Here is a 22,270-nt window from a genome sequence, read left to right as displayed (position 1 = left end):
GGGACCCATTCAAGGGACGCGCAAATGACACTCGATGACCTGAGAGCCCGCGTTGACGCGGGCGAGATCGACACCGTTCTGGCTTGCATGGTCGATATGCAGGGCCGCCTGATGGGCAAGCGGTTCCATGCGCGGCATTTTGTCGACAGCGCGTGGGAGGAGACCCATTGCTGCAACTATCTGCTGGCCACAGATCTGGAGATGTTCACGGTCGACGGCTATGCCTCGACCTCGTGGCAGGGTGGCTATGGCGATTACACGCTCAGACCCGACATGGACACGTTGCGGCTGGCCGCGTGGTTGGAAGGCACTGCACTCGTTCTTTGCGATGTGTTGGATCACCACGGCCACGCCCCCATCGCCCATTCGCCGCGTGCGATGCTGAAGGCGCAGATTGATCGGTTGGCCGAAATGGGTCTGACCGCGATCAGTGCCACGGAACTGGAATTCTTCATCTTCGAACAAAGCTATGACGCGATCCGCAAGGGCGGTTTCCGCGACCTGACTCCGATCAGCGGTTATAACGAAGATTACCACATCCTGCAGACCACCAAGGAAGAAGAGGTGATGCGCGCCCTTCGCAACGGCCTCTATGACAGTGGCATTCCGGTCGAAGGGTCAAAAGGCGAAGCCGAGGCCGGGCAGGAGGAGTTGAACCTGCGTTATGGCCCCGCGATGGACTGCGCCGACAATCACACGATCGCCAAACACGCCGCCAAGGAAATCGGCTGGCAAAAGGGCCGCGCCGTCAGCTTCATGCCGAAGTGGGATGCGGGCCGGGTCGGCTCGGCCAGCCATGTGCATCAGTCGTTATGGAAGGGAAAGACCAACGCCTTTTTCGACAAGGACGCCGATCTGGGGATGAGCGGTATGATGCGCGCCTACCTCGGCGGGCTGCTGAAATACGCGGGCGACATCACGTGGTTTCTCGCGCCCTACGTGAACAGCTTTAAGCGGTTCCAGAAGGGCAGCTTTGCCCCGACGCGCAAGGTCTGGTCGGTCGACAATCGCACGGCGGCGTTCCGACTATGCGGCGACAGCTCGCCCGCCGTTCGGATCGAATGCCGCGTTGGCGGGGCGGACCTGAACCCATACCTCGCCATCGCAGGCATGCTGGCCGCCGGCATCGCCGGGATTGAGGAGGGGCTGGACTGCGGCAAGCCATTCGACGGCGATGCGTACGAAGGGGGCAAGGAGTCCATTCCCGATACCCTGCGCGCCGCGACCGAAACCCTGCGCGGTTCCAAGATGCTGCGCGCGGCCTTTGGCGACGCGGTCATCGACCACTACACCCGCGCTGCCGAGTGGGAGCAGGAGGCTTTCGATGCCGTCGTCACCGATTGGGAAATCGCGCGGGGGTTTGAGCGGGCATGACCAGGGTTCTGAACGTCACGCCGATGATCGCTGTGGCCGATATCGACGCGGCCTGTGATTTCCTGCGTGACTGTCTGGGGTTTGAGGTCGGTTTTCGGATGGAGGGCTACGCCTGGTGCCATCGCGGCGACGGGGCGATCCGACTGCTGAATGCCGACCCGAACGCCGACATGGCCGACCCAGCACGCCAGCACATCATCTACATTGACGTTGACGATGTGGATGCGTTTTACGATGAGCATCGCGCCGCACTCGACGCCCTGCCATCTGGCCACTTCCGCGCGCCCTTTGATCGCCCCTACAATCAACGAGAGTTTCACGCCATCCACGGCCCGTTCCTGTTCATGGTCGGGCAAGACATTCGGGACAAGACATGACCACACTCACCTGCATTTCACCCATCGACGGATCGGTTTTCGCGACCCGCGCGTGCCTGTCACAAGCCGATGCCAAAGCGGCGGTTGCCGCCGCCCGAACCGCCCAATCCGACTGGGCCGCGCGCCCGCTGGAGGACCGCATCGCGCTGGTCCGTGCCGGTGTCGCGCGACTGGGCGAAATGACGGAAGAGGTCGTGCCCGAGCTTGCCCGCATGATGGGCCGCCCGATCCGCTATGGCGGTGAATTCGGCGGCACGGATGAGCGCGCGAGCCACATGGCGGACATCGCGACCGAGGCCCTGAAGCCGATCGAGGTTGAGGATTCCGATAAATTCCTGCGCCGGATTGCCCGTGAACCGCATGGCGTCGTGCTGGTCGTCGCGCCCTGGAACTATCCCTACATGACTGCGATCAACACGGTCGCCCCGGCGCTGATCGCGGGCAATACGGTGGTGCTGAAACACGCCACCCAGACCCTTCTGGTGGGCGAACGGATGGCGCGTGCATTCACCGAGGCGGGCGTTCCGGCGGATGTGTTTCAGAACTTGTTTCTGGACCACGACACAACCTCGGCCTTGATCGCGGGCGGGCATCTGGATTTCGTGAACTTCACTGGGTCGGTCGGTGGTGGGCGGGCCATGGAGCGTGCGGCGGCGGGCACCTTTACGCCGGTCGCGACTGAGCTTGGCGGCAAAGATCCCGGCTATGTTCGCGCTGATGCGGACCTCGACGCGGCGGTGGACACGCTGATCGATGGGGCGATGTTCAATTCGGGCCAATGCTGCTGCGGGATCGAGCGGATATATGTCCATGAGTCGCTGTTTGACACCTTTGTTGAAAAGGCAGTCGCCGTGGTCAGTGCCTATAAGCTGGGCGACCCGTTGGACCCGGAAACGACGCTGGGGCCGATGGCAAACGTGCGGTTCGCGGCAGAGGTCCGGGCACAGACATCCGAGGCGATTGCCGATGGTGCGACGGCCCATATCGAAACCATGGCGGCGGATGACGGTGGTGCGTACCTCAGCCCGCAAATCCTGACCAACGTGACCCACGACATGCGGGTCATGCGCGACGAAAGTTTCGGACCCGTGGTCGGGATCATGTCCGTCAAGGATGACGACGAAGCGATCCGCCTGATGAACGATAGCGAGTTCGGGCTCACCGCCTCGCTCTGGACGCAGGACATTGACGCGGCGTTGGAGATCGGTGCGCGGATCGAAACCGGCACGGTGTTTTTGAACCGCGCCGACTACCTCGACCCGGCGCTGTGCTGGACGGGGGGCAAGAACACCGGCAAAGGCGGGGCGCTGGGGGTCATCGGCTATCAGAACCTGACGCGGCCAAAATCCTATCACTTCAAGAAAGTCACGACATGAGCATCACCGGAAACTGGTCATACCCGACGGCCATCAAATTCGGGGCAGGGCGGATCGCTGAACTGCCCGAGGCTTGCGCGCAGGCAGGCATCAAACGCCCGCTGCTGGTTACCGACCGGGGGCTGGCAAGCCTGCCGATCACAGATGCAACGCTGGATATCCTCGAAGCTGCCGGTCTGGGCCGGGCGAAGTTCTCGGACGTCGACCCGAATCCGAACGAGATGAACCTGGACGCCGGGGTAAAGGTTTACCGCAAGGGCGGGCATGACGGGGTGATTGCCTTTGGCGGCGGTTCGGGCCTGGACCTGGGCAAGATGGTTGCCTTCATGGCCGGTCAAACGCGACCGGTTTGGGATTTCGAGGATATCGGCGATTGGTGGACGCGCGCGGACGCGGATGCCATCGCGCCGATCATTGCAGTGCCGACCACGGCCGGGACGGGGTCCGAGGTGGGGCGGGCGAGCGTCATCACGAACTCCGAAACCCATGTGAAGAAGATCATCTTCCACCCCAAGGTTCTGCCCTCTGTCGTGATTTGCGACCCGGAACTGACGGTCGGCATGCCGCCTGCGATCACTGCCGGAACCGGGCTTGATGCGTTCGCGCATTGCGTCGAAGCGTTCTCCAGCCCGCATTATCACCCGATGAGCCAGGGCATTGCGCTGGAAGGGATGCGTCTGGTCAAGGATTACCTGCCGCGCGCCTATGCGGATGGCACCGACATCGAGGCGCGCGCGCAGATGATGAGCGCGGCAGCCATGGGGGCGACGGCGTTCCAGAAGGGGCTTGGCGCAATCCATGCCCTCAGCCACCCGATTGGCGCGGTGTTCGGTACGCATCATGGAACGACAAATGCGGTGTGCATGCCCGCGGTGCTGGCGTTCAACGCGGACGCGATTCGGGATCGTTTCGATGCCGCTGCGGCCTATCTGGACATCGACGGCGGTTTCGACGGGTTCTGTGATTTCGTTCAGGAGATGAACGATGCGCTGGGCATTCCGCGCAAGCTGTCCGAAATGGGCGCGGATGCGTCGCGGATCGACGAACTGGCGGCGATGGCGATCGAGGATCCAAGCTGCGGCGGCAACCCGGTGGAACTGACGGTGGAAAATCTGGCCGGGTTGTACCGACAGGTGATCTGAGCCGTCCCGAAGGGGAAATTGGTTTGGGGCGGACGTTTACGGCTTTCTCTGCGCCCGGAATCAAGCCCGATAGGGCGCCTGATCGTTAACGCCCCCTCCACGCCAGTCGCCAGCCTTACCCCGCCGCCAACCCCATAAACGCCCGGATCATCCGGCTGTCGCGCCGTTCGCGCAGGCAGACCAGCGCCTCGTCCATCAGAAGGTTGGCATCGCGGATCGGTAGGGCGACCAGCCGCGTATCGGTGCCAAACTCTGCCTCGCTGACAATTCCGACGCCGCCACCGGCTGCAACGATTTCGCGGACCGCTTCGCGCCCCTCAGCCTCGACATAGCTGCTGGGTTTCAGGCGCGCTGCGGCGAAGGCCTCTTCCAGTTTTGAACGGGTCCGCGAACCGGTTTCGCGCAAGACCAGCGGGCTGCGCGCCAGATCGCCAAGGGAAATGTCCCCCGCGTCCGACAGCGGGCTTCCTGCCGAGACGAAAGCGATCAGCGGCGCTTGCGACAGATCAATCACGTCGTATTCGCTGCCCGATGGGATTTCGCCCAGCACGCCGATATCCGCCTCATAACTGGCCAGGGTCGCCGACACCTCGGCACTGTTGCCCGATCTGACCGATACCTGAACGCCCGGATAGCGCGCGCGGAACGCGGCCAGAAGTTCGACGATATGATAAGGCGTATCACTGACAATGCGCAGCGTGCCACTGCGCAGACTGCGACTTTCGCTGAGCATATCGCGGGCCAGATCCTCGATTTCAAACAGGCGGCGGGTGATTTCCAACAAGCGGCTACCGGCCTGGGTGATCTCGATCTGTTTGCGGGATCGGTCAAACAGACGAATGTCATATTCGGCCTCCAGCTTGCGGACCTGATCGGACAGGGCTGGCTGGGTCAGGCTCAGGGCCTCGGCGGCGCGGGAAAATCCGCCGTGGATGGCGACGTTATGGAAAGCGCGGAGTTGGGCGTGGCGCACGTGACTTCTCCATTAGGGTTGCAAATGTGATCCTATCAATCATAGTTTTTTCTGATAGGTCAATCTGTCGTCCTGATTGGTCAGCGGGCTGCCCCTCGCCTCAGGGTGGAAAGAAGCGCAAACGGTTGCAAATAAGGCCAAACAGGCGGGCTTGAATCTGTTGACACAGTGCCGAGCATGCGGGCAGAGTTGTGCCCGACGCAACTGCGTGACGGGGACGACGGGGGAAAATAAAAAAACAACTTCCCATACCTGATCGCATGCGTGAAGGCCGGGTGACATTCGCAGCGTTGTTACAACGTTGCTGCAAAATGAGCCCCACGAACAACTAACGATCCAACGAGGAGAGATCATGAAACGAATTCTTTTGACAGGGGTGGCGGCAATCATCTTGCCCGGTGCTGCTCTGGCCAACTGCCCGGCGATCAGCGTTGCTGACATGGGTGGCGTCGCTGCGGGTGAATTTCCGCAACAATATGAACTGGCAGAGTTCCAGGATGCAGCGGGCTGCACCATGGAGTTTTCAGCGAACCCCGATTCAGCCGCGCTGAACGGTCAGATCGCAGGCAACGGCGACCTGCCTGACCTGGCAGATCGTCTGCCGTCCGAACCGCTGGTCGTGGTGCCTTATGCGGGTGTGGGCAAATACGGCGGGACGCTGGACGTTCTGTCCAACGCGACCGAGGCTGGTACCTCTGACTTCCTGTCGGTGCGCCACGTCAACCTGGTCCGGTATTCCGATGACCTTCAGACCATCGTGCCAAACATTGCCAAGTCCTGGGAATGGAACGATGATTTCACCCAGCTGACATTCCACCTGCGTGCCGGTCACAAATGGTCGGACGGTGCGCCGTTTACCAGTGCAGACGTCAAGTTCTGGTATGACGATCTGCATATGGACACGAATATCTTCGAAGCGCCGAAGGATTACGTGACCGTCGCGGGTGAGCGGATGACCGTTGATGCCCCGGATGAGACCACAGTGGTCTTCAACCTGCCGGCACCCAAGCCCGGTCTGCTGGCACACTTTGCCACGCACTTCGGTCAGGGCTTCCAGCCCAAGCATTTCCTGGGTCAGTTTCACCCCGGTATCAATGCTGACGCAGACAGCCTTGCCCAAAGCCTCGGCTTTGAAAACGGCTATGACGCGATCAAGGCCTATTGGGGCAATTCGGACTGGACGGACACGCCGTCACCGATGCTGTCCAAGCCGGACCTTGTTGGTGGTCTGCCCAAGGCAACGCTGCCGACGCTGGAATCGCATATCTATGTGACCGACACGACCGAGGGTCGCCACCTTGTGGCCAACCCCTACTTCCACCAGGTTGATACGACCGGCCAGCAGCTGCCCTATATCGGTGAGCAGGACGAAGTCTATATCAACGACAACGAAGTTCGGATCCTGAAGCTGGTGAATGGCGAAGTTGACTATAAGTCACAGTCGCTGCAGCTGCCTTCGGCACCGCTTCTTCTGGAAAATCAGGAGGCCGGCAACTATTCGATCTACCTCAAGCCGGAAATCACGCTGGGTGCCTTTGGCTTCAACGTGACGCATGAAGATGAAGCCAAGCGCGCCATCTTTGGCGATCTGAGCTTCCGTGAGGCGATGTCGATTGCCATCAACCGCGATGAGCTGAACGAAACGGCGTTCTTCGGTCTGGGTAACGGCACCCAGTATGTCGGCTTCTCGCCGCTGCCGGAGTTTGTTGATCCGGCCTGGGAAAGCTACATGACGGATTTCGATCCGGATGCGGCAAATGCCAAGCTGGATGCAATGGGCCTGGCCGACACCGATGGTGACGGGCTGCGCGAAATGCCCAATGGTGACAAACTGGTGCTGAACCTGAACTATTCGACGCAAGGCATCGCCGGGCAGACGGTGGAACTGGTCAGCCAGTACTGGCGCGATGTCGGCATCGACTCGGTCGTGAAAGAGGTGACGCCGGACGAGTATCGCTCGGCCCAGTCCTCGAACCAGCTGGACGTTTCCATGTGGCGCAAGTCGCAGCCGCTGGCCATCGTTCTGGGCAACAACGAACTGTGGGTGCCGCCGTTCGAGAACTACTTCGGCAACCGGACCGGTATGCTGTGGGCAGCATATGTCGACAGCGGAGGCTCGGACGGTATTGAGCCGCCCGAGTACGTCAAGCAGCTAATCGCTGACATCAACGCCTTCCAGTCCGCGGACCAGTCGGGTGATGAGTTCAAGCAGATTGGTGAGCGTATGGTGAAGAACATGGTCGAAAACCTGCTGTTCATCGGCACGGTTCGCGCGCCTGCTCCGATCTATCGTAACAACGATCTGAAGAACTTCATCGAGTTCCAGACACATTCTTACGAGTACTATCGGACCTATCCGTACCGCGCCACGCAGTGGTGGCTGGACGAATAATCGACCGCTTTGGTTGAAAGAAAACAGTTGCGGGCGGCGCGTGTCGCCCGCAACCTTACCCGGACAAAGATCCGGGATTCGGGGCGAAACCCACTGACAATGTAACGGGGATGGACCAGGCCAGATGATGCAATTCGCGCGATTTGCGTTTGTGCGCGCCGTCATGGCGGTGATCACCCTGATTATCGTTTCATTGATCGTCTTTTCACTGATGGAACTGGTGCCGGGCGACTGCGCTGAACGCTATCTGGCGTTCAAGAACACGCAAGGGTCCAGTATCCAGATCGCCAACGAGTTGGAGGCAGAGCGCCAGCGCCTTGGTCTGGACCGCCCCTTCCTGGTTCGCTGGACCAGCTGGATCGTCAACGCCTTCCAGGGCGAATTCGGCGACAGCTGTATCCTGCGCGTCAACATCGCGCAGCTTCTGGGCGACAAGTTCTGGTTGTCGCTTGGGCTGTGCCTGGCCTCGCTTGTGCTGGCCTATGCGATTGCAATCCCGGTTGGCATCATCTCGGTTGCGACCAATTCCGCCGCACTGAACAACGGGTTGCGCCTGTTCTCGTACCTCGGGCTGGCGCTGCCGAACTTCCTGCTGGCGCTGATGATTATGCTGGCGGCGACGGTCTATTTCGGGGAAACGCTGACGGGGTTATTCTCGAACGAATTCCGCGATGCGCCGTGGTCAGGGGCGAAGTTTGTCGATTTGTTGAAACACATCTGGCTACCGATCTTCATTCTGGGCTGGTCGGCCACCGCCTTTGCGCTGCAAACCGTCCGGGCGCTGATGAGTGATGAGATTGGCAAGCTTTACGTCACCGCCGCTTCGGCGCGCGGCATCTACGGGCGCAAGCTGCTGTGGCGCTATCCGGCACGGCACGCGTTGGGGCCGATCGTCAACAGCCTTGGCTTCGACCTGAACCGGATTTTCAACGAATTGCCGATCGTCGCGTTGATCCTGATCCTGACGGACGCGGGTGCGTTGCTGATCGAGGCATTGGCACGCTCGAACGACCAACAGCTGGCGGGTGCGATCATCTTCCTGCTGACCGCTTCCATCGTGACGCTGAATTTCCTGACCGACCTGCTGCTGGCCGCAATCGACCCGCGTGTCCGCCGAAGCATCATGGGATGAGCCGATGACAGATACCACCGCACAATCCCCGGCCCCGCAGGACGACCAGAAGTCGAAAGAGGCGTATTTCACCGCCTCGCAGCGGCAACTGATCTGGGCGCGGTTCAAGAAACAACGGGCCGCCATGATTGCGGCCATGGTGCTGATCGTGCTGATACTGTCGGGGCTGTTCGCGCCCTTCCTGTCACCCTACGACCCGACGATTGCCGGGCGGGACAAGGATTACACAAACGGCGCACCGCAGATGCCGCAGTTCTGTGACAGCAACGGCTGTTCGCTGCGCCCATTCATTCATGCGGTCACGCGCGAACGGTCGATGGCAACCAATTTCCGCTGGGTGACCAAGGTTGACGAAGATACGCGCCTGCCGATGCAGTTCTTCGTGCGCGGCGATCGCTATAAACTGTTTGGCTTCGTACCCGGCAATATCCACCTTTTCGGGGTCGAAGGAGGCAAGATTCACCTGTTCGGCACGGATGAGGACGGGCAGGATATCTTCAGCCGGACACTCCACGCGGTCTGGACCTCGATGCAGGTCGGCACCATCGGCGTGGTGATCGCCTTCGTTCTGGCGCTGATTATCGGGGGGGTCGCCGGATATTACGGAGGCTGGATCGACTCGATCATCCAGATGGTGACCGATGCGGTACGCGTGGTGCCGGTGATCCCGCTGTTCATGGCGATATCCGCGATCATTGCAGCGGAAGGATCGCGCATAGGTATCGGCGACTGGACACTTGTCGAGCTTGGTCCGGGGCTAAGTTCCGAGGGGCGGTTCTTCATCATCTCGATCATTCTGGGGTTGGTCGGATGGCCCACGCTTGCACGCCGCGTTCGCACCCATATGCTGACCGAACGCAATCAGGAGTATGTGCTGGCGGCGCAGCTGTGCGGGGCCAAGCCCGGCCATGTGATCCGCCGCCACCTGCTGCCCAGTTTCACCAGCTATATCATCGTCGATCTGGTCATCAGTTTCCCCTATATGGTGCTGAGCGAAACGGCGCTGTCCTTCATTGGCCTAGGGCTGAAAGACCCGGTCAGCAGCCTTGGCGTGATGTTGCAAAAGGCAACCTCGGCCGATGTTCTGCTGAACTATCAGTGGTATTTCATCCCGGTGATTTTCTTCGTCGCCCTCGTCATGGCTTTCGTCTTTGTTGGCGACGGGCTGCGTGACGCTGCCGACCCTTACTCGGATAGCCACTGATGAGCCTTCTGGATGTCGAAAACCTGACGCTGCAATTCCGCACGGATGAGGGGGTCATCACGGCGGTGGACAATGTCTCTTTCAGCCTGGAACCCGGCGAGGTTATGGGGCTGGTCGGGGAAAGCGGGTCGGGCAAGTCGGTGACGGCCAAATCGCTGATGAAGCTGAACCCCGGCAACGCGATCTATTCGGACGATACGAAAATCACGCTGCATCTGGACAGCGGCCCGGTGGATGTCATGGCGCTGCGCAACGCGCGCGAAATGGAGGTTGTGCGCGGGGGCGCAGTCTCGATGATTTTTCAGGAGCCGATGGCCAGCTTCGCGCCCGCCATCAGCATCGGCAGGCAGATGGTCGAACAGCTTCTGGTGCATTCGGACATGAACAAGAAGCAGGCGAAGGATCTGAGCATCGAGATGCTGGATCGCGTCGGGATTTCCGATACCTCGACCCGCTTTGACCAATATGCGTTCGAATTGTCCGGCGGGATGCGCCAGCGGGCGATGATCGCCATGGCGCTGTCGACCAAGCCGAAACTGCTGATCGCGGATGAACCGACGACGGCGCTGGATGTGACCATTCAGGCGCAGGTCATTGACCTGATGAAAGACCTGGTGACCGAGTTCAACATGGGCATTATCTTCATCACCCATGACCTTGGCGTTGTTGCGCAAACCGCCGACAAGGTGGCCGTGATGTACCTGGGCCGGATGGTCGAACAGGGTCCGGTGCGCGAAGTGATCCGGCACCCGCACCACCCCTATACCCAGGGGCTGATCGCGGCGCTGCCAAAGCTCGACGATCTGGAGGCACCATTGGTGCCGGTGCCTGGCGACATTCCGTCGCCGCTGGAACGCCCGCCGGGATGCGTGTTCCACACGCGTTGTTCCAAGATCATCGGGGATGTCTGTAAAACGGATGTGCCGCAATGGGTGCAAACGGCCGAAAACCACCGCGCCGCATGCCATCTGTGTGAAGAAGGGTCGGGCGCATGAGTGATACGCCGCTGATTTCGACCGACGGGCTGTCGGTCACCTTCCGGATCAACGCCGGGGCATTCAAGAAATTTGACCTGAAAGCGGTCGAGGGGATCTCGATCGACATCCCAAAGGGCAGTTTCTTTGGCATAGTTGGCGAAAGCGGGTCTGGCAAAACCACGCTGGGCCGGGCGCTGTTGAAGGCGGTCGATATCTCGGAAGGGACGGCGACCTATGATGATGGAGAGGTTGAATATGACCTCAAAGACCTTTCGAAGGTGGACCTGTTTGAATATCGCAAGCGGGCGCAGCTGATCTTTCAGGATCCCTATGCCGCGCTGAGCCCCCGGATGACGGTGCGCGATATCATCGCCGAACCGCTGGAGGTGATGGGGATCACCAAAACACGCACCGATACGGACGAGCGTGTGCGCGAGATTGCCGCGAAGTGCCGCCTGAACCTGGAACACCTGCGCCGCTTCCCGCACGCGTTTTCGGGCGGTCAGCGCCAGCGGATTTCCATTGCGCGCGCGCTTGTTTCTGGCCCGAAATTCATCGTGGCGGATGAAAGCGTTGCCGCACTGGATGTATCGATCCAGGCCGATGTTCTGAATCTGCTGAAGCAGATCCAGTCCGAAATGGGCCTGACCTTTATGTTCATCAGCCACGACCTGAGCGTTGTGGCCCATACCTGCGATCATGTTGCGGTGATGTATCTGGGCCGGATCGTGGAAAGCGCGACAACCAGTGAACTGTTCGCCCAGCCACGCCACCCCTACACCAAGGCGCTGTTCTCGGCCATTCCGTCACTGGACCCGGATGATCGCGGCACCGCGCAGAAGCTGGAGGGCGAGATTCCGTCCCCCACGAACCAGCCGCCGGGCTGCAAGTTCCACACCCGTTGTCCGTTTGCCATCGACATTTGCAAGTCGACGGATCCGAAACTGGAAAAATCACCCGATGGGCATGCCGTATCCTGCCATCGCTGGCAGGAACTGCTGGATGAAAGCGCCGCCTGACGCATCGTGCATTTTGATAGGTCGATAAGGCGTATCAATTTGAACAATAGGTCAAACTCGGGCATTTTGCACGACTAACACGAGGGGGCCGATGCAGGTCATTGTCATTCTTTTGCAGTTGGCCGGGGCAGTTATGTTGCTGCTCTATTCGACGCGCATGGTGCGCACCGGGATCGAACGTGCCGCCGGCTCTGCGTTGCGCGACCTGTTCCTGACCACGCGCAAAAGTCTGCTGAAGTCTGCAGGTGTGGGCGTGATCGCGGCGGCGTCGCTGCAAAGCGCGACCGCTGTGGCGCTGCTGGTCGGCGGTTTTGCCACCACCGGCGTGATGGGCGTGACCGGGGCCTTGGCGGTTGTTCTGGGGGCGGATCTTGGCACGGCGCTGGTCGTGGTGTTCCTGTCGCTGGACCTCGGATGGCTAACGGCGGTTTTGCTGCTGGTCGGCGGATTTCTATTCCTGAAAACGGACGCGCGGCTGGCGAAACAGATTGGCCGGGTGCTGATGGGAATTGCGCTGATCCTTATTTCATTGTCGCTGATCAGTCAGGCGACAGTGCCGCTGCGGGAATCGCGGTTTCTGCCGGACATCGTGGCATATCTGGCCTTTGACCCGATCACGGCGGTCCTTGGCGGTGCGGCGTTGGCATTCCTGTTCCATTCTTCGGTCGCCGCAATCTTGCTGTTTGCGGCCTTCGCGGCCGAGGGGGTGCTGGGCATCGCAGCAGGTGTGCCCCTGGTTCTGGGCGCGAACATCGGCGGTGCCTGTGTGGCCGTCTGGCTGACGCGGTCGGCCCATATCAAGGCGCGCCGGATCACGCTGGGCAATCTGGCCTTTCGTCTGGTCGGGGCGCTGGCGGTTCTGGGCCTGATGCAGATTGTTGCGTTGCCCCTTGGGCGGTATGCCGAAACCGAAGCGCGCCAGCTGGTTCTGTTCCATTTCGCCTTCAACGCCGTATTGGTTTTGGTTTTCCTGCCTTTCGTCATCCCCTGCGCGACCTTGTTGAAGAAGGTCCTGCGTGACCCGGTCGTCAGTGAAAGCGTCCAACCCCCGCGGGTCAGTGCGCTTGATCCCGGCGCACTCAGCGATCCGCGCCAGGCGCTTGCCTGCGTGTTGCGGGAACTTTTGTTGATGGCGGGAACGGTCGAACAGATGCTGACCCCGGTGATGGAACTGTTCGACACGGCGGCGCCTGATCGGCTGCGAAGTTTGCGGACCATGGACCTTGAGGTGAATGAGCGTCACAGCGAGATCAAGTTGTTCCTGGCAGAGTTGAGCCAGCAACAACTGAACCGGGATGAAGCGGTGCAGCTGATGGACTACCTCGATGCCGCCGTGGCGCTGGAACGGATCGGTGACATCATCTCGAAGGACCTGCTGCGCGCCGTGTCCGAAAAGAACGAAAGCGGTTCCAGGTTTTCCGAGGACGGTTGGGCTGAACTGTCACGCCTGCATGCGCGTGTGATGGCCAACGCGCAGATGGCGTTGAATGTGCTGGTTTCCGACGATGTCGATACCGCCCTGCAACTAGTTGAAGAAAAGGAAAAAATGCGCGAATTTGAACGCCTTAGCTTTGACCGCCATGTCAGCAGGCTGGCCACCGGAACCCCCGAAAGCATCGCCACCAGTGATGTCCACATCGAGGTTGTTCGCGCGCTGAAAGAGATCAACTCTCGCTATGCGCTGATTGGGTATCCGGTGTTGCGTCAAAGCGGGATGCTGCGCGACAGCCGGTTGGACAAGACCGGTACGATAGATAGGCAAAACTTATAGTTTGGTATGTATTAACGATTTTTGCGATGCAATAATGCGCGCTAATCTGCCCGCAACTTGAAGGACTCGGACAAGGAAATCTACCGATGACACAGGCAAAAATCGAACCGCCGAAGCTGGGCGAACCCTATCTTCTGACGCCCGGTCCGCTGACAACATCTTATGGCGTGAAACAGGCGATGCTGCGCGACTGGGGCAGTTGGGACGCAGATTTTCGCGCCATGACAGCGGCAATGCGGTCCCAGCTTCTGGCTATGATCGGCCCCGAGGCTGATGCCTTCGACTGTGTGCCGATGCAGGGCAGCGGGACATTTGCGGTCGAATCGATGCTCGGCTCTCTGTTGCCCAAGGACAGCAAGACGCTGGTGCTGGTGAACGGTGCTTACGGGCAGCGGATCGTCAAGACCGTGCAATACCTGGGCCGCGCGCATGTGGTCATCGACAAGGGCGATTATATGCCGCCGCGCGGGGCCGAGGTTTCTGCCGCGCTGGCCGCAGATCCCGCGATCAGCCATGTGGTGCTGGTGCATTGTGAGACGTCTTCAGGCATTCTGAACCCGGTGAGTGAAATCGCCGAGGCGGTCAAATCCGCCGGCCGCAGCATTCTGATCGACTCGATGAGCGCTTTTGGCGCGCTGGAACTTCAGGCGCATGAGATTCCTTATGACGCCATCGTCAGCTCGGCCAACAAATGCATCGAAGGGGTGCCCGGCTTCGGCTTTATCATCGCCCGCAAGACGATGTTGGAGGCGGCCGCAGGCAATGCGACATCCCTCAGCCTGGATCTGCATGATCAGTGGGTGGCCATGAACAAGACAGGCCAATGGCGCTTTACCCCGCCGACCCATGTGGTCGCCGCCTTCATGGAGGCGCTGACCCAGCACCGCGCCGAAGGCGGCGTTGCGGGACGCGGCGCCAGGTACACGCAGAACCGCGACGTGATGGTCGCGGGCATGCGTGACCTGGGGTTCGAGACGCTGTTGAATGACCGCTGGCTGTCGCCGATCATCGTGACATTCTTTTGTCCTGCCGATCCCGCATTCGAATTCACCCGCTTTTACGAGGCGATGAAATCCCGCGGCTTCATCATCTATCCCGGCAAACTGACCGTCGTGGACAGTTTCCGTATCGGCTGTATCGGCCAGATGGATGCGGATGTCATGCGCGCGGTCGTCGATGCCGCCCGTGACAGCCTGACCGACATGGGCGTGGCAAGCGCTGCCCCGCCTGCAATTGCACTGGAAGAACGCGCCTGATTGGCCGCCTGAACCTGAAAGACAAAATAGATGAACGATATGACCCCTGCTGACATCGTGATAAATGAACGCGCCGATGCTGCGCCGAAAACCACCGCGATCGCGATTTGCCTGGACGGGTGTGAGCCCGCCTATCTGGATGCCGCCATCGCCGACGGGCTGATGCCGACGCTAAAGCGCATGCGCGAAACGGGGACTGACCGGCTGGCCCATTCCGCGATCCCAAGCTTTACCAATCCGAACAACATGTCGATTGCCACCGGACGCCCCCCGGCGGTGCACGGGATTTGCGGGAACTTTCTTTATGATCCGGAAACCGATTCCGAAGTGATGATGAACGACCCGAAATGGCTGCGTGCGCCGACCGTGTTCAAAGGCTTTTATGATGCCGGGGCAAAGGTGGCGATTGTCACGGCCAAGGACAAGCTTCGCGCATTGCTGGCCAAGGATCTGGCGTTCCAAGATGGCCGCGCAATTTGCTTTTCGTCGGAACGCAGCGACACCTCGACCAAGGCCGAACATGGCATCGACAATGCCAGCAAATGGCTGGGCCTGCCCGTGCCCGAGGTTTATTCCGCCGAATTGTCGGAATTCGTCTTTGCCGCCGGGGTGAAACTGCTGCGCGAATTTCGCCCTGACGTGATGTATCTGACGACAACGGATTACGTTCAGCATAAATACGCCCCCGATGATGCGCAGGCCAAAGCGTTCTATGAAATGTTCGACCGCTATCTGGCGGAACTGGATGCGGATGGTGCCGCCATTGTGGTGACGGCGGATCACGGAATGAAGCCCAAGCATGATGCGAATGGCGACCCCAAGGTGATCTATCTGCAGGACGTTCTGGACGATTGGCTGGGTGAGGCGCAGGCCCGCGTGATCCTGCCTATTACTGACCCCTATGTTGTCCATCACGGCGCGCTCGGGGCCTTCGCGACGGCCTATCTGCCCGCCGGATCCGACGCCGAAGACGTCGTGACGCGGTTGCGCGCCATGGATGAAATCATCTATGCCGATACGCGCGCCAATGCCTGCGAACGGTTCGAACTGCCCACAGATCGCATCGGCGATATCATTGTAATCTCGGGCGAAAACATGACCTTGGGCACGTCAGCGCACCGTCACGACCTGGCCGCATTGAATGAACCGCTGCGCAGTCACGGAGGCCTGACCGAGCAAGAGGTGCCGTTCATCGTCAACCGGGTGCTGCCAGATCTGGCGGCCGCCCCGACATTGCGGAATTTCGATGCATTCCATATTGCCTGTCAGGCGGCGGCGATGGAAGTAGAGGGCTGAGCGATGAATGCGATTGATCAAACGGTACGCCATGAGGCGATGCGGATTGGCGGCGAGAAGGTCTTTACCGATGACGTCGTCGAGGTCCGCTATCCCTATACCGATCAGGTGATTGGCACGGTTCCGGCAGGCACGGCAGAGCATGCGAAGAAAGCCTTCGCAATTGCAAAGGCCTATAAACCGAAATTGACGCGCTATGAGCGTCAGCAGATTCTGTTTCGCGCAGGCGAATTAATTCGTGAACGTCGTGAAGAGATCGCGCATTGGCTGACGTTGGAACTTGGGATCTGCAAACAGCACTCGCTCTATGAAACCGGGCGCAGTTATGATGTGTTCACGCTGGCCGGACAATTGGCGATTTTGGATGATGGGCAGATTTTTTCATGCGATCTGACTCCGCACGGGAAAGAGCGTCGGATCTACACGATGCGCGAACCTGTTGGGGCAATCTCGGCGATTACTCCGTTCAATCACCCGTTGAATATGGTGGCGCATAAGATCGCTCCGGCGATTGCGACGAATAATTGCGTGGTGTGCAAGCCGACAGAATTGACGCCGCTGACCGCAATTACATTGGCCGATATTCTGTACGAGGCGGGATTGCCGCCCGAGATGTTCCAGATAGTCACCGGAATGCCCGCTGATATCGGGGATGAGATGATTACCAATCCTGATATCGACATTATCACCTTTACCGGCGGCGTGCCGGTCGGGAAAATGATTGCTGAGAAGGCCGGGTACAAACGCACCGCGTTGGAATTGGGCGGAAATGACCCGCTGATTATTCTGAATGACCTGAGCGATGCCGATCTGGAAAAGGCGGCGACGATTGCGGTGGCCGGGGCGACAGGGAATTCAGGGCAGCGTTGCACGGCGATCAAACGGATTCTGGTGCAGGAAAGTGTGGCGGACCGGCTGGTTCCGCTGATCGTTGAGAAGGCGAAGAAGATCAAATTCGGCGATCCGCAGGATCCCGACACGCAATTGGGGTGTGTGGTCCACGCGCAGGCAGCCGAGGTGTTTGAAAACCGGGTGCTTGCGGCGGCAAAGGCCGGGGCAAAAGTCCTGTATCACCCGGAACGGCGCGGCGCGCTGCTGCCGCCCATCGTGGTCGACCACGTGCCCCATGATAGTGAGCTGGTGTGGGAAGAAACCTTCGGCCCGATCATCCCGATTGTGCGGGTGCCTGATGACGATGCCGAGGTGATGCGGATCTCCAACGCAACAGATTTCGGCCTGTCTTCAGGGGTTTGCACCAACGACCTGCACCGCGCGACGGCCTATATTCAGGGTCTGGACGTGGGCACGGTCAACATCTGGGAACAGCCCGGTTACCGGATCGAGATGTCGCCCTTCGGCGGCATCAAAGACAGCGGCAACGGCGTGAAAGAAGGCGTGCTGGAGGCGATGAAGTTCTTCACGAATGTGAAGACCTACTCGATGCCCTGGCCGGGGTGAGGGGGGCGCTGGTGGTGCGCTTGCCAGCCCGGGGGTGGCGATCTGACGGTAGTGCGGTGCACTTGGACGGTTGCGTGTTTCAGTCAAATCTGAAGAAGGCGGGACCTTCGCCAATCGCCAACCCGCTCGGACGGGCTGGCGAGCGCACCGTTTTTTTTGTTGCATAGGATTGGTGGGCGCGAACATCCACTTTTACGCAGTCTGCGAATTTTGCGACGACCCTTTCACAGGAAGGGTTTTCCACCGGTTTTCCTCAACCAAGTGCATCAAGCCCAGCAGGGAAGGTTCAACACCTTCGGTCCATTTAACCGAAATATTGAGCGGGATTTTCGGAGTAATGCTGTTCATTGACCCAAGCACAAACGCGTTCACTTCAAGGCCACTGTCCAGCTTCACTCCTTCCGAGAATCCAGTATTGCAAATGCCCGCACCAACTTCAGAGCATTTTATCTCGCTTCTCGAATTGTTTGTTAGTATTAAAAATTTCGCGACTGGTTCAAAATAGTGAGATGCTTCAACACGCAATCGAATCTCTTGATTTGAAATATTCTCAACCGAATAACTAAAGCGTTTCGACATTAACCTGAGACATATCCGGCGGCCTTAAAGTAGTTCCAGCATTCTACTGGGTCGTAGAGATCGCAGATTGCTCCGATTGCTTCGAAGACCTGGGTAAAGGACCTGGCCCCGATCCGTCGCAAATGGGCTTTCAGTTTAGAGAAGGCCTGCTCGATGGGATTCAGGTCGGGCGAGTACGGTGGCAGGTAAAGGAACCAGCAGCCGTGATTGCGTAAAGCCTGCGTCGCCTCCTTATTCCGGTGGGTTGCCAGGTTGTCGAGAATGACGACAGTGCCGGGGTTGATCTCGGGGACCAGCACTTCGCGGATGTAGGCCGCGAAGGCGGGGCCATCTATCGCTCCCTTGATGACCCAAGGTGCGATCAGCGCGCCTTGGGTCAGGCCCGCGATCAAGGTTTGGGTTCCCCAGCTTCCGAAGGGCGCATCCATCGTCAGGCGCTTACCGCGCTTGGCTCTGCCGCGTAGGCGCGTGAGGTTTGTCTTCACTGCGGTTTCGTCAATAAAGACAACGCGCTCAGGAAAGGTCGCAATGGCTGGCGAGCGGTATCTGAACCAGTCGGCCCGTTGCTGCCTTACCTTGGCGCGGCGGCGCTCGGTTGCGACCAGCGACTTTTTTTGTACGTGAAGCCGAGCCGGGACAGAAGGTTGGCGATGGAGGAGTGATGCACCCGCACACCCTCTGCATCGGCCAGCGCATTACGCAACTCAAAGAGCGTGATGTCAGGGTCTTGTGCGATCAACTCCTCAAAGAATTCCCGATGCGGAGCCAGCTTTCCCTTGCCGCGCGGCGGTCCCTGCCGGGCAGGTTCCGCATGACCCTTCATCCTCACCTGACGCGCCCACCGCGCGCCTGTGGCAGGCGACAGCTTCAACCGCAACGCCGCCGCGCGCCCGCTCAACCCTTCTTCAATGTATCTCTGAAACCGTATCCGAAGCGCAGATGGCAAAGGTGCTGACATGATCCATCCTCCCAAACAGGATGAATCACAGATCAGGTCTCAAGGGAATCCCTCGCGATTCAGGTTCAAGCCGAAACGCTTTAAGGTTTGAAAACCCAAGATGCTGTGGAGTGAAGGTGCTATTGCCCTGCGCAACGTTGACAACTTGAGAGATTGCCACTTCTAGCCCATGACTAAACAAATCGACATAAAGGTTCTGACTCATGATCGGCGGAATTGCAGAATCGTCAACACGTATCGGGATTATTTTGCATTGTCCATTTGTAGCTTTGAACAGCGCGTTCTGCCACTCAAGCTTAACCATATTGCTGTCTAAACTCCTATTTGAGACAAAAAAGAAAACGAAATCGGGAACCGTCAACCCGTCATTCATCTTGGCGATTATTCCATCACCAGGTTGAATTGACCAAGAATCGTAGAAGACATTTTCTCGCCCGAATATTTCGGCGAGTCTGAGCGCGATTGGCTCTACGATCGGTTTATCAGCAGAGGTGTGACTGAGAAAAACGGTAGTAGCCGATTGTGTTGAAAAACTCCGTTTTAGGGCCTGAACGATGATTTTTCTTTCCATGCAGCCCGATCCTAAATTTTTGGCGCGGGGGTCGGCCCAAATCGCCTACATGCGCTCACGCGCAGCCATGCGCTGTCTCGTGGTCAAAGCTTTCCGACTATTTCGCTTCATAGGTTTTCGCAAGAAATCCGCGACGCTCTGATTTCGGAGTTTTTCAACACAATCAGCCATTACCGTCCCCTCCGCCTAACATTCCCATCCCTTTGACCCGGCCTCCCCGCCGTGCTCCGCCCCTTGCCCTTCGTCGCAGCCTCACTCGCCGCTTCCACCGCTGCCTGTCTCGCCAGCGGATCATCTGCTACGGCCAGTTCCACCGCCTCCAACCGTTTCACCTCATCGCGCAGGCGCGCGGCTTCCTCAAATTCAAGGTTCTCGGCGGCTTTGCGCATGTCTGTCCTCAAACCCTCCAGCACGGTCGCCAGGTTCCCGCCCGCCATCGCCTTGTCGACCTTCACCGTCACGCGGCTTTGATCCGTGTCGCCTTTGTAAAGGCCCGCCAAAACATCCTCGACGTTCTTCTTCACGGTCATCGGCGTGATGCCGTGCGCCTCGTTATAGGCGATCTGTTTTTCGCGCCGTCGGTCGGTTTCGCGCAGGGCGCGCTCCATGGATCCGGTGATCCGGTCGGCGTACATGATGACCCGCCCGTCGACGTTGCGCGCCGCCCGTCCGATGGTCTGCACCAGCGAGGTTTCGGAGCGCAAAAACCCCTCCTTATCCGCATCAAGAATGGCGACCAGCCCGCATTCGGGGATGTCGAGGCCTTCGCGCAGCAGGTTGATCCCGATAAGAACATCGAACGCGCCAAGGCGTAAATCACGCAGGATTTCAATGCGTTTCAGCGTATCGATGTCGCTGTGCATGTAACGGACTTTGATGCCCTGTTCGTGCATGTATTCGGTCAGGTCTTCGGCCATGCGTTTGGTCAGCGTGGTGACAAGCGTGCGCATGCCGGCCTCGGTCACGCGGCGCACTTCGTCCAGCAGGTCGTCAACCTGCATGCCGACGGGGCGGATTTCGACCATCGGGTCCAGCAGGCCGGTGGGGCGGATGACCTGTTCGGTGAAGACGCCGCCGGATTGTTCCAGCTCCCACGCTTGCGGGGTGGCCGAAACGAAGACCGATTGCGGGCGCATGGCGTCCCATTCCTCGAACTTCAGGGGGCGGTTGTCCATGCAGGAGGGCAGGCGGAAGCCATGTTCGGCCAGCGTGAATTTGCGCCGATAGTCGCCTTTGTACATGCCGCCGATCTGGGGCACCGAGACGTGGGATTCATCGGCAAAGACAATCGCATTGTCGGGGATGAATTCAAACAGGGTAGGGGGCGGTTCGCCCGGCGCGCGGCCAGTCAGATAGCGCGAGTAATTCTCGATCCCGTTGCAGACGCCGGTCGCCTCCAGCATTTCCAGATCGAAATTTGTGCGCTGTTCCAGGCGCTGCGCTTCCAGCAGTTTGCCTTCGTCAACCAATTGCGCCAGACGGGTTTTCAATTCCGCTTTAATTGATTTGATCGCCTGTTGCATTGTCGATTTTGGCGTCACGTAATGCGAATTGGCATAGACGCGGATTTTTTCGAAGGTATCGGTTTTTTCGCCCGTCAGCGGATCGAATTCGGTGATGGATTCCAACTCCTCGCCAAAGAATGACAACTTCCATGCCCGGTCTTCCAGGTGTGCGGGGAAGATCTCCAGCGAGTCTCCACGCACCCGGAATGACCCACGTTGAAACGCCTGATCGTTGCGCTTGTATTGCTGGGCGACCAGATCGGCCATCACGGTCCGTTGGTCATAGGAATTGCCTACAACCAGATCCTGGGTCATCGCGCCATATGTCTCGACCGAGCCAATGCCGTAAATACAACTGACTGAGGCGACGATCACCACGTCATCGCGTTCCAGCAACGCCCGCGTTGCCGAATGGCGCATGCGGTCGATCTGATCGTTAATCTGGCTTTCTTTTTCGATGTAGGTGTCGGATCGGGCGACGTAGGCCTCGGGCTGGTAGTAATCATAGAAACTGACGAAATATTCGACGGCGTTGTCGGGGAAGAGGCCCTTCATCTCTCCGTACAGCTGGGCGGCCAGTGTCTTGTTCGGGGCCAGAATGATGGCGGGGCGCTGGGTCTGCTCGATCACCTTGGCCATGGTATAGGTCTTGCCGGTGCCGGTTGCGCCCAGCAGTACCTGGTTCTGTTCACCCTCTTTCACGCCCGCTGCCAGTTCGGCAATTGCCGTCGGCTGGTCACCCGCGGGTTCGAATTCTGAATGCATGACCAGCGGGATGCCACCCATCAGCTTGCCGCGTTCGTGCACGTCCGCGGACGGCGCGTTGGCAAGGACCGGCATGTTTTCGGGCGATGTGTTCGACATGGTTTCCCCCCTGACAGACCCCTACAGGTGTTCCCTTTTCGCCCTC

18 protein-coding genes are annotated in these 22,270 nt (G+C 59.3%); 13 read left to right on the top strand and 5 right to left on the bottom strand.

Annotated features, from left to right (window positions below; translation table 11 throughout):
- Window positions 1-24: 24 nt before the first annotated feature.
- Genes GKR99_20425 through GKR99_20410 form a run of 4 tightly spaced genes read left to right on the top strand, consistent with a single transcriptional unit; the run spans window position 25 to window position 4,269 of the window.
- Window positions 25-1,374 carry a glutamine synthetase gene (locus tag GKR99_20425; protein NKB29786.1) on the top strand — a complete coding sequence of 450 codons (1,350 nt, stop codon included), beginning with the start codon at window positions 25-27 and terminating at the stop codon, window positions 1,372-1,374.
- Window positions 1,371-1,751, top strand: a complete 381-nt coding sequence (locus tag GKR99_20420) for a VOC family protein (protein ID NKB29785.1) — start codon at window positions 1,371-1,373, stop codon at window positions 1,749-1,751. Before GKR99_20425 ends, GKR99_20420 begins: the two co-directional genes overlap by 4 nt.
- A complete protein-coding gene (locus tag GKR99_20415; protein ID NKB29784.1) occupies window positions 1,748-3,127 on the top strand; it encodes an aldehyde dehydrogenase family protein in 1,380 nt (459 codons plus the stop codon). Before GKR99_20420 ends, GKR99_20415 begins: the two co-directional genes overlap by 4 nt.
- Window positions 3,124-4,269, top strand: coding sequence for an iron-containing alcohol dehydrogenase (locus tag GKR99_20410; GenBank protein NKB29783.1), 1,146 nt, complete (start codon window positions 3,124-3,126; stop codon window positions 4,267-4,269). The genes GKR99_20415 and GKR99_20410 overlap by 4 nt, the downstream gene beginning before the upstream one ends.
- A 115-nt stretch (window positions 4,270-4,384) precedes the next feature.
- Here the strand turns inward: GKR99_20410 and GKR99_20405 are convergent, their stop codons facing one another.
- A complete protein-coding gene (locus GKR99_20405; protein ID NKB29782.1) occupies window positions 4,385-5,242 on the bottom strand; it encodes a LysR family transcriptional regulator in 858 nt (285 codons plus the stop codon).
- A gap of 352 nt (window positions 5,243-5,594) precedes the next feature.
- On the opposite strand from GKR99_20405, the gene GKR99_20400 reads away from it, so the two are divergent.
- The 9 genes from GKR99_20400 to phnY all read left to right on the top strand — a co-directional run bounded on the left by GKR99_20400 (window position 5,595) and on the right by phnY (window position 17,747).
- Entirely contained in the window at window positions 5,595-7,634 is a 2,040-nt protein-coding gene (locus GKR99_20400) for an ABC transporter substrate-binding protein (GenBank protein ID NKB29781.1), read from the top strand.
- A 124-nt stretch (window positions 7,635-7,758) separates the two neighbouring features.
- Entirely contained in the window at window positions 7,759-8,766 is a 1,008-nt protein-coding gene (locus GKR99_20395) for an ABC transporter permease subunit (protein NKB29780.1), read from the top strand.
- Window positions 8,767-8,770: 4 nt separating this feature from the next.
- Window positions 8,771-9,970, top strand: coding sequence for an ABC transporter permease subunit (locus GKR99_20390; GenBank protein NKB29779.1), 1,200 nt, complete (start codon window positions 8,771-8,773; stop codon window positions 9,968-9,970).
- Complete coding sequence (locus GKR99_20385; protein ID NKB29778.1) at window positions 9,970-10,965, top strand: ATP-binding cassette domain-containing protein; 996 nt, start codon at window positions 9,970-9,972, stop codon at window positions 10,963-10,965. Before GKR99_20390 ends, GKR99_20385 begins: the two co-directional genes overlap by 1 nt.
- Window positions 10,962-11,966 carry an ATP-binding cassette domain-containing protein gene (locus tag GKR99_20380; protein ID NKB29777.1) on the top strand — a complete coding sequence of 335 codons (1,005 nt, stop codon included), beginning with the start codon at window positions 10,962-10,964 and terminating at the stop codon, window positions 11,964-11,966. Before GKR99_20385 ends, GKR99_20380 begins: the two co-directional genes overlap by 4 nt.
- 91 nt (window positions 11,967-12,057) lie before the next feature.
- Window positions 12,058-13,737 carry a Na/Pi cotransporter family protein gene (locus GKR99_20375; GenBank protein ID NKB29776.1) on the top strand — a complete coding sequence of 560 codons (1,680 nt, stop codon included), beginning with the start codon at window positions 12,058-12,060 and terminating at the stop codon, window positions 13,735-13,737.
- Window positions 13,738-13,823: 86 nt separating this feature from the next.
- Window positions 13,824-14,993: a 2-aminoethylphosphonate--pyruvate transaminase gene (locus GKR99_20370; GenBank protein ID NKB29775.1), complete on the top strand. Its 1,170-nt coding sequence runs from the start codon at window positions 13,824-13,826 to the stop codon at window positions 14,991-14,993.
- A gap of 30 nt (window positions 14,994-15,023) precedes the next feature.
- Window positions 15,024-16,289: a phosphonoacetate hydrolase gene (gene phnA / locus GKR99_20365; protein NKB29774.1), complete on the top strand. Its 1,266-nt coding sequence runs from the start codon at window positions 15,024-15,026 to the stop codon at window positions 16,287-16,289.
- 3 nt (window positions 16,290-16,292) lie between these two features.
- Entirely contained in the window at window positions 16,293-17,747 is a 1,455-nt protein-coding gene (gene phnY / locus GKR99_20360; protein ID NKB29773.1) for a phosphonoacetaldehyde dehydrogenase, read from the top strand.
- A gap of 192 nt (window positions 17,748-17,939) precedes the next feature.
- On the opposite strand, the gene GKR99_20355 is transcribed toward phnY, so the two are convergent.
- The 4 genes from GKR99_20355 to uvrB form a co-directional block, all read right to left on the bottom strand.
- A complete protein-coding gene (locus tag GKR99_20355; protein NKB29772.1) occupies window positions 17,940-18,326 on the bottom strand; it encodes a hypothetical protein in 387 nt (128 codons plus the stop codon).
- A protein-coding gene (locus tag GKR99_20350) for an IS630 family transposase (protein NKB29771.1) occupies window positions 18,326-19,284 on the bottom strand; the annotation gives its coding sequence in 2 pieces (ribosomal slippage) (window positions 18,326-18,940 and window positions 18,943-19,284; 957 coding nt in all). Before GKR99_20350 ends, GKR99_20355 begins: the two co-directional genes overlap by 1 nt.
- Before the next feature lie 25 nt (window positions 19,285-19,309).
- Window positions 19,310-19,855 (bottom strand): TIR domain-containing protein, encoded by a 546-nt coding sequence (locus GKR99_20345; protein NKB29770.1) that lies wholly within the window; start codon window positions 19,853-19,855, stop codon window positions 19,310-19,312.
- A gap of 170 nt (window positions 19,856-20,025) precedes the next feature.
- Window positions 20,026-22,224: an excinuclease ABC subunit UvrB gene (gene uvrB, locus GKR99_20340; protein NKB29769.1), complete on the bottom strand. Its 2,199-nt coding sequence runs from the start codon at window positions 22,222-22,224 to the stop codon at window positions 20,026-20,028.
- Between the last annotated feature and the right edge of the window lie 46 nt (window positions 22,225-22,270).

The organism is Paracoccaceae bacterium (genome assembly GCA_012103375.1).
Taxonomy (GTDB): domain Bacteria; phylum Pseudomonadota; class Alphaproteobacteria; order Rhodobacterales; family Rhodobacteraceae; genus WLWX01.
This window is presented reverse-complemented; position numbering and strand designations above follow the sequence as displayed.

Coding starts and splice junctions, on each gene's coding strand:
- GKR99_20395 (NKB29780.1), top strand. CDS start 7,759: ATGATGCAATTCGCGCGATTTGCGTTTGTGCGCGCCGTCATGGCGGTG.
- GKR99_20415 (NKB29784.1), top strand. CDS start 1,748: ATGACCACACTCACCTGCATTTCACCCATCGACGGATCGGTTTTCGCG.
- GKR99_20390 (NKB29779.1), top strand. CDS start 8,771: ATGACAGATACCACCGCACAATCCCCGGCCCCGCAGGACGACCAGAAG.
- GKR99_20375 (NKB29776.1), top strand. CDS start 12,058: ATGCAGGTCATTGTCATTCTTTTGCAGTTGGCCGGGGCAGTTATGTTG.
- GKR99_20400 (NKB29781.1), top strand. CDS start 5,595: ATGAAACGAATTCTTTTGACAGGGGTGGCGGCAATCATCTTGCCCGGT.
- uvrB (NKB29769.1), bottom strand. CDS start 22,224: ATGTCGAACACATCGCCCGAAAACATGCCGGTCCTTGCCAACGCGCCG.
- phnY (NKB29773.1), top strand. CDS start 16,293: ATGAATGCGATTGATCAAACGGTACGCCATGAGGCGATGCGGATTGGC.
- GKR99_20385 (NKB29778.1), top strand. CDS start 9,970: ATGAGCCTTCTGGATGTCGAAAACCTGACGCTGCAATTCCGCACGGAT.
- GKR99_20380 (NKB29777.1), top strand. CDS start 10,962: ATGAGTGATACGCCGCTGATTTCGACCGACGGGCTGTCGGTCACCTTC.
- GKR99_20420 (NKB29785.1), top strand. CDS start 1,371: ATGACCAGGGTTCTGAACGTCACGCCGATGATCGCTGTGGCCGATATC.
- phnA (NKB29774.1), top strand. CDS start 15,024: ATGAACGATATGACCCCTGCTGACATCGTGATAAATGAACGCGCCGAT.
- GKR99_20355 (NKB29772.1), bottom strand. CDS start 18,326: ATGTCGAAACGCTTTAGTTATTCGGTTGAGAATATTTCAAATCAAGAG.
- GKR99_20370 (NKB29775.1), top strand. CDS start 13,824: ATGACACAGGCAAAAATCGAACCGCCGAAGCTGGGCGAACCCTATCTT.
- GKR99_20410 (NKB29783.1), top strand. CDS start 3,124: ATGAGCATCACCGGAAACTGGTCATACCCGACGGCCATCAAATTCGGG.
- GKR99_20425 (NKB29786.1), top strand. CDS start 25: ATGACACTCGATGACCTGAGAGCCCGCGTTGACGCGGGCGAGATCGAC.
- GKR99_20345 (NKB29770.1), bottom strand. CDS start 19,855: ATGGAAAGAAAAATCATCGTTCAGGCCCTAAAACGGAGTTTTTCAACA.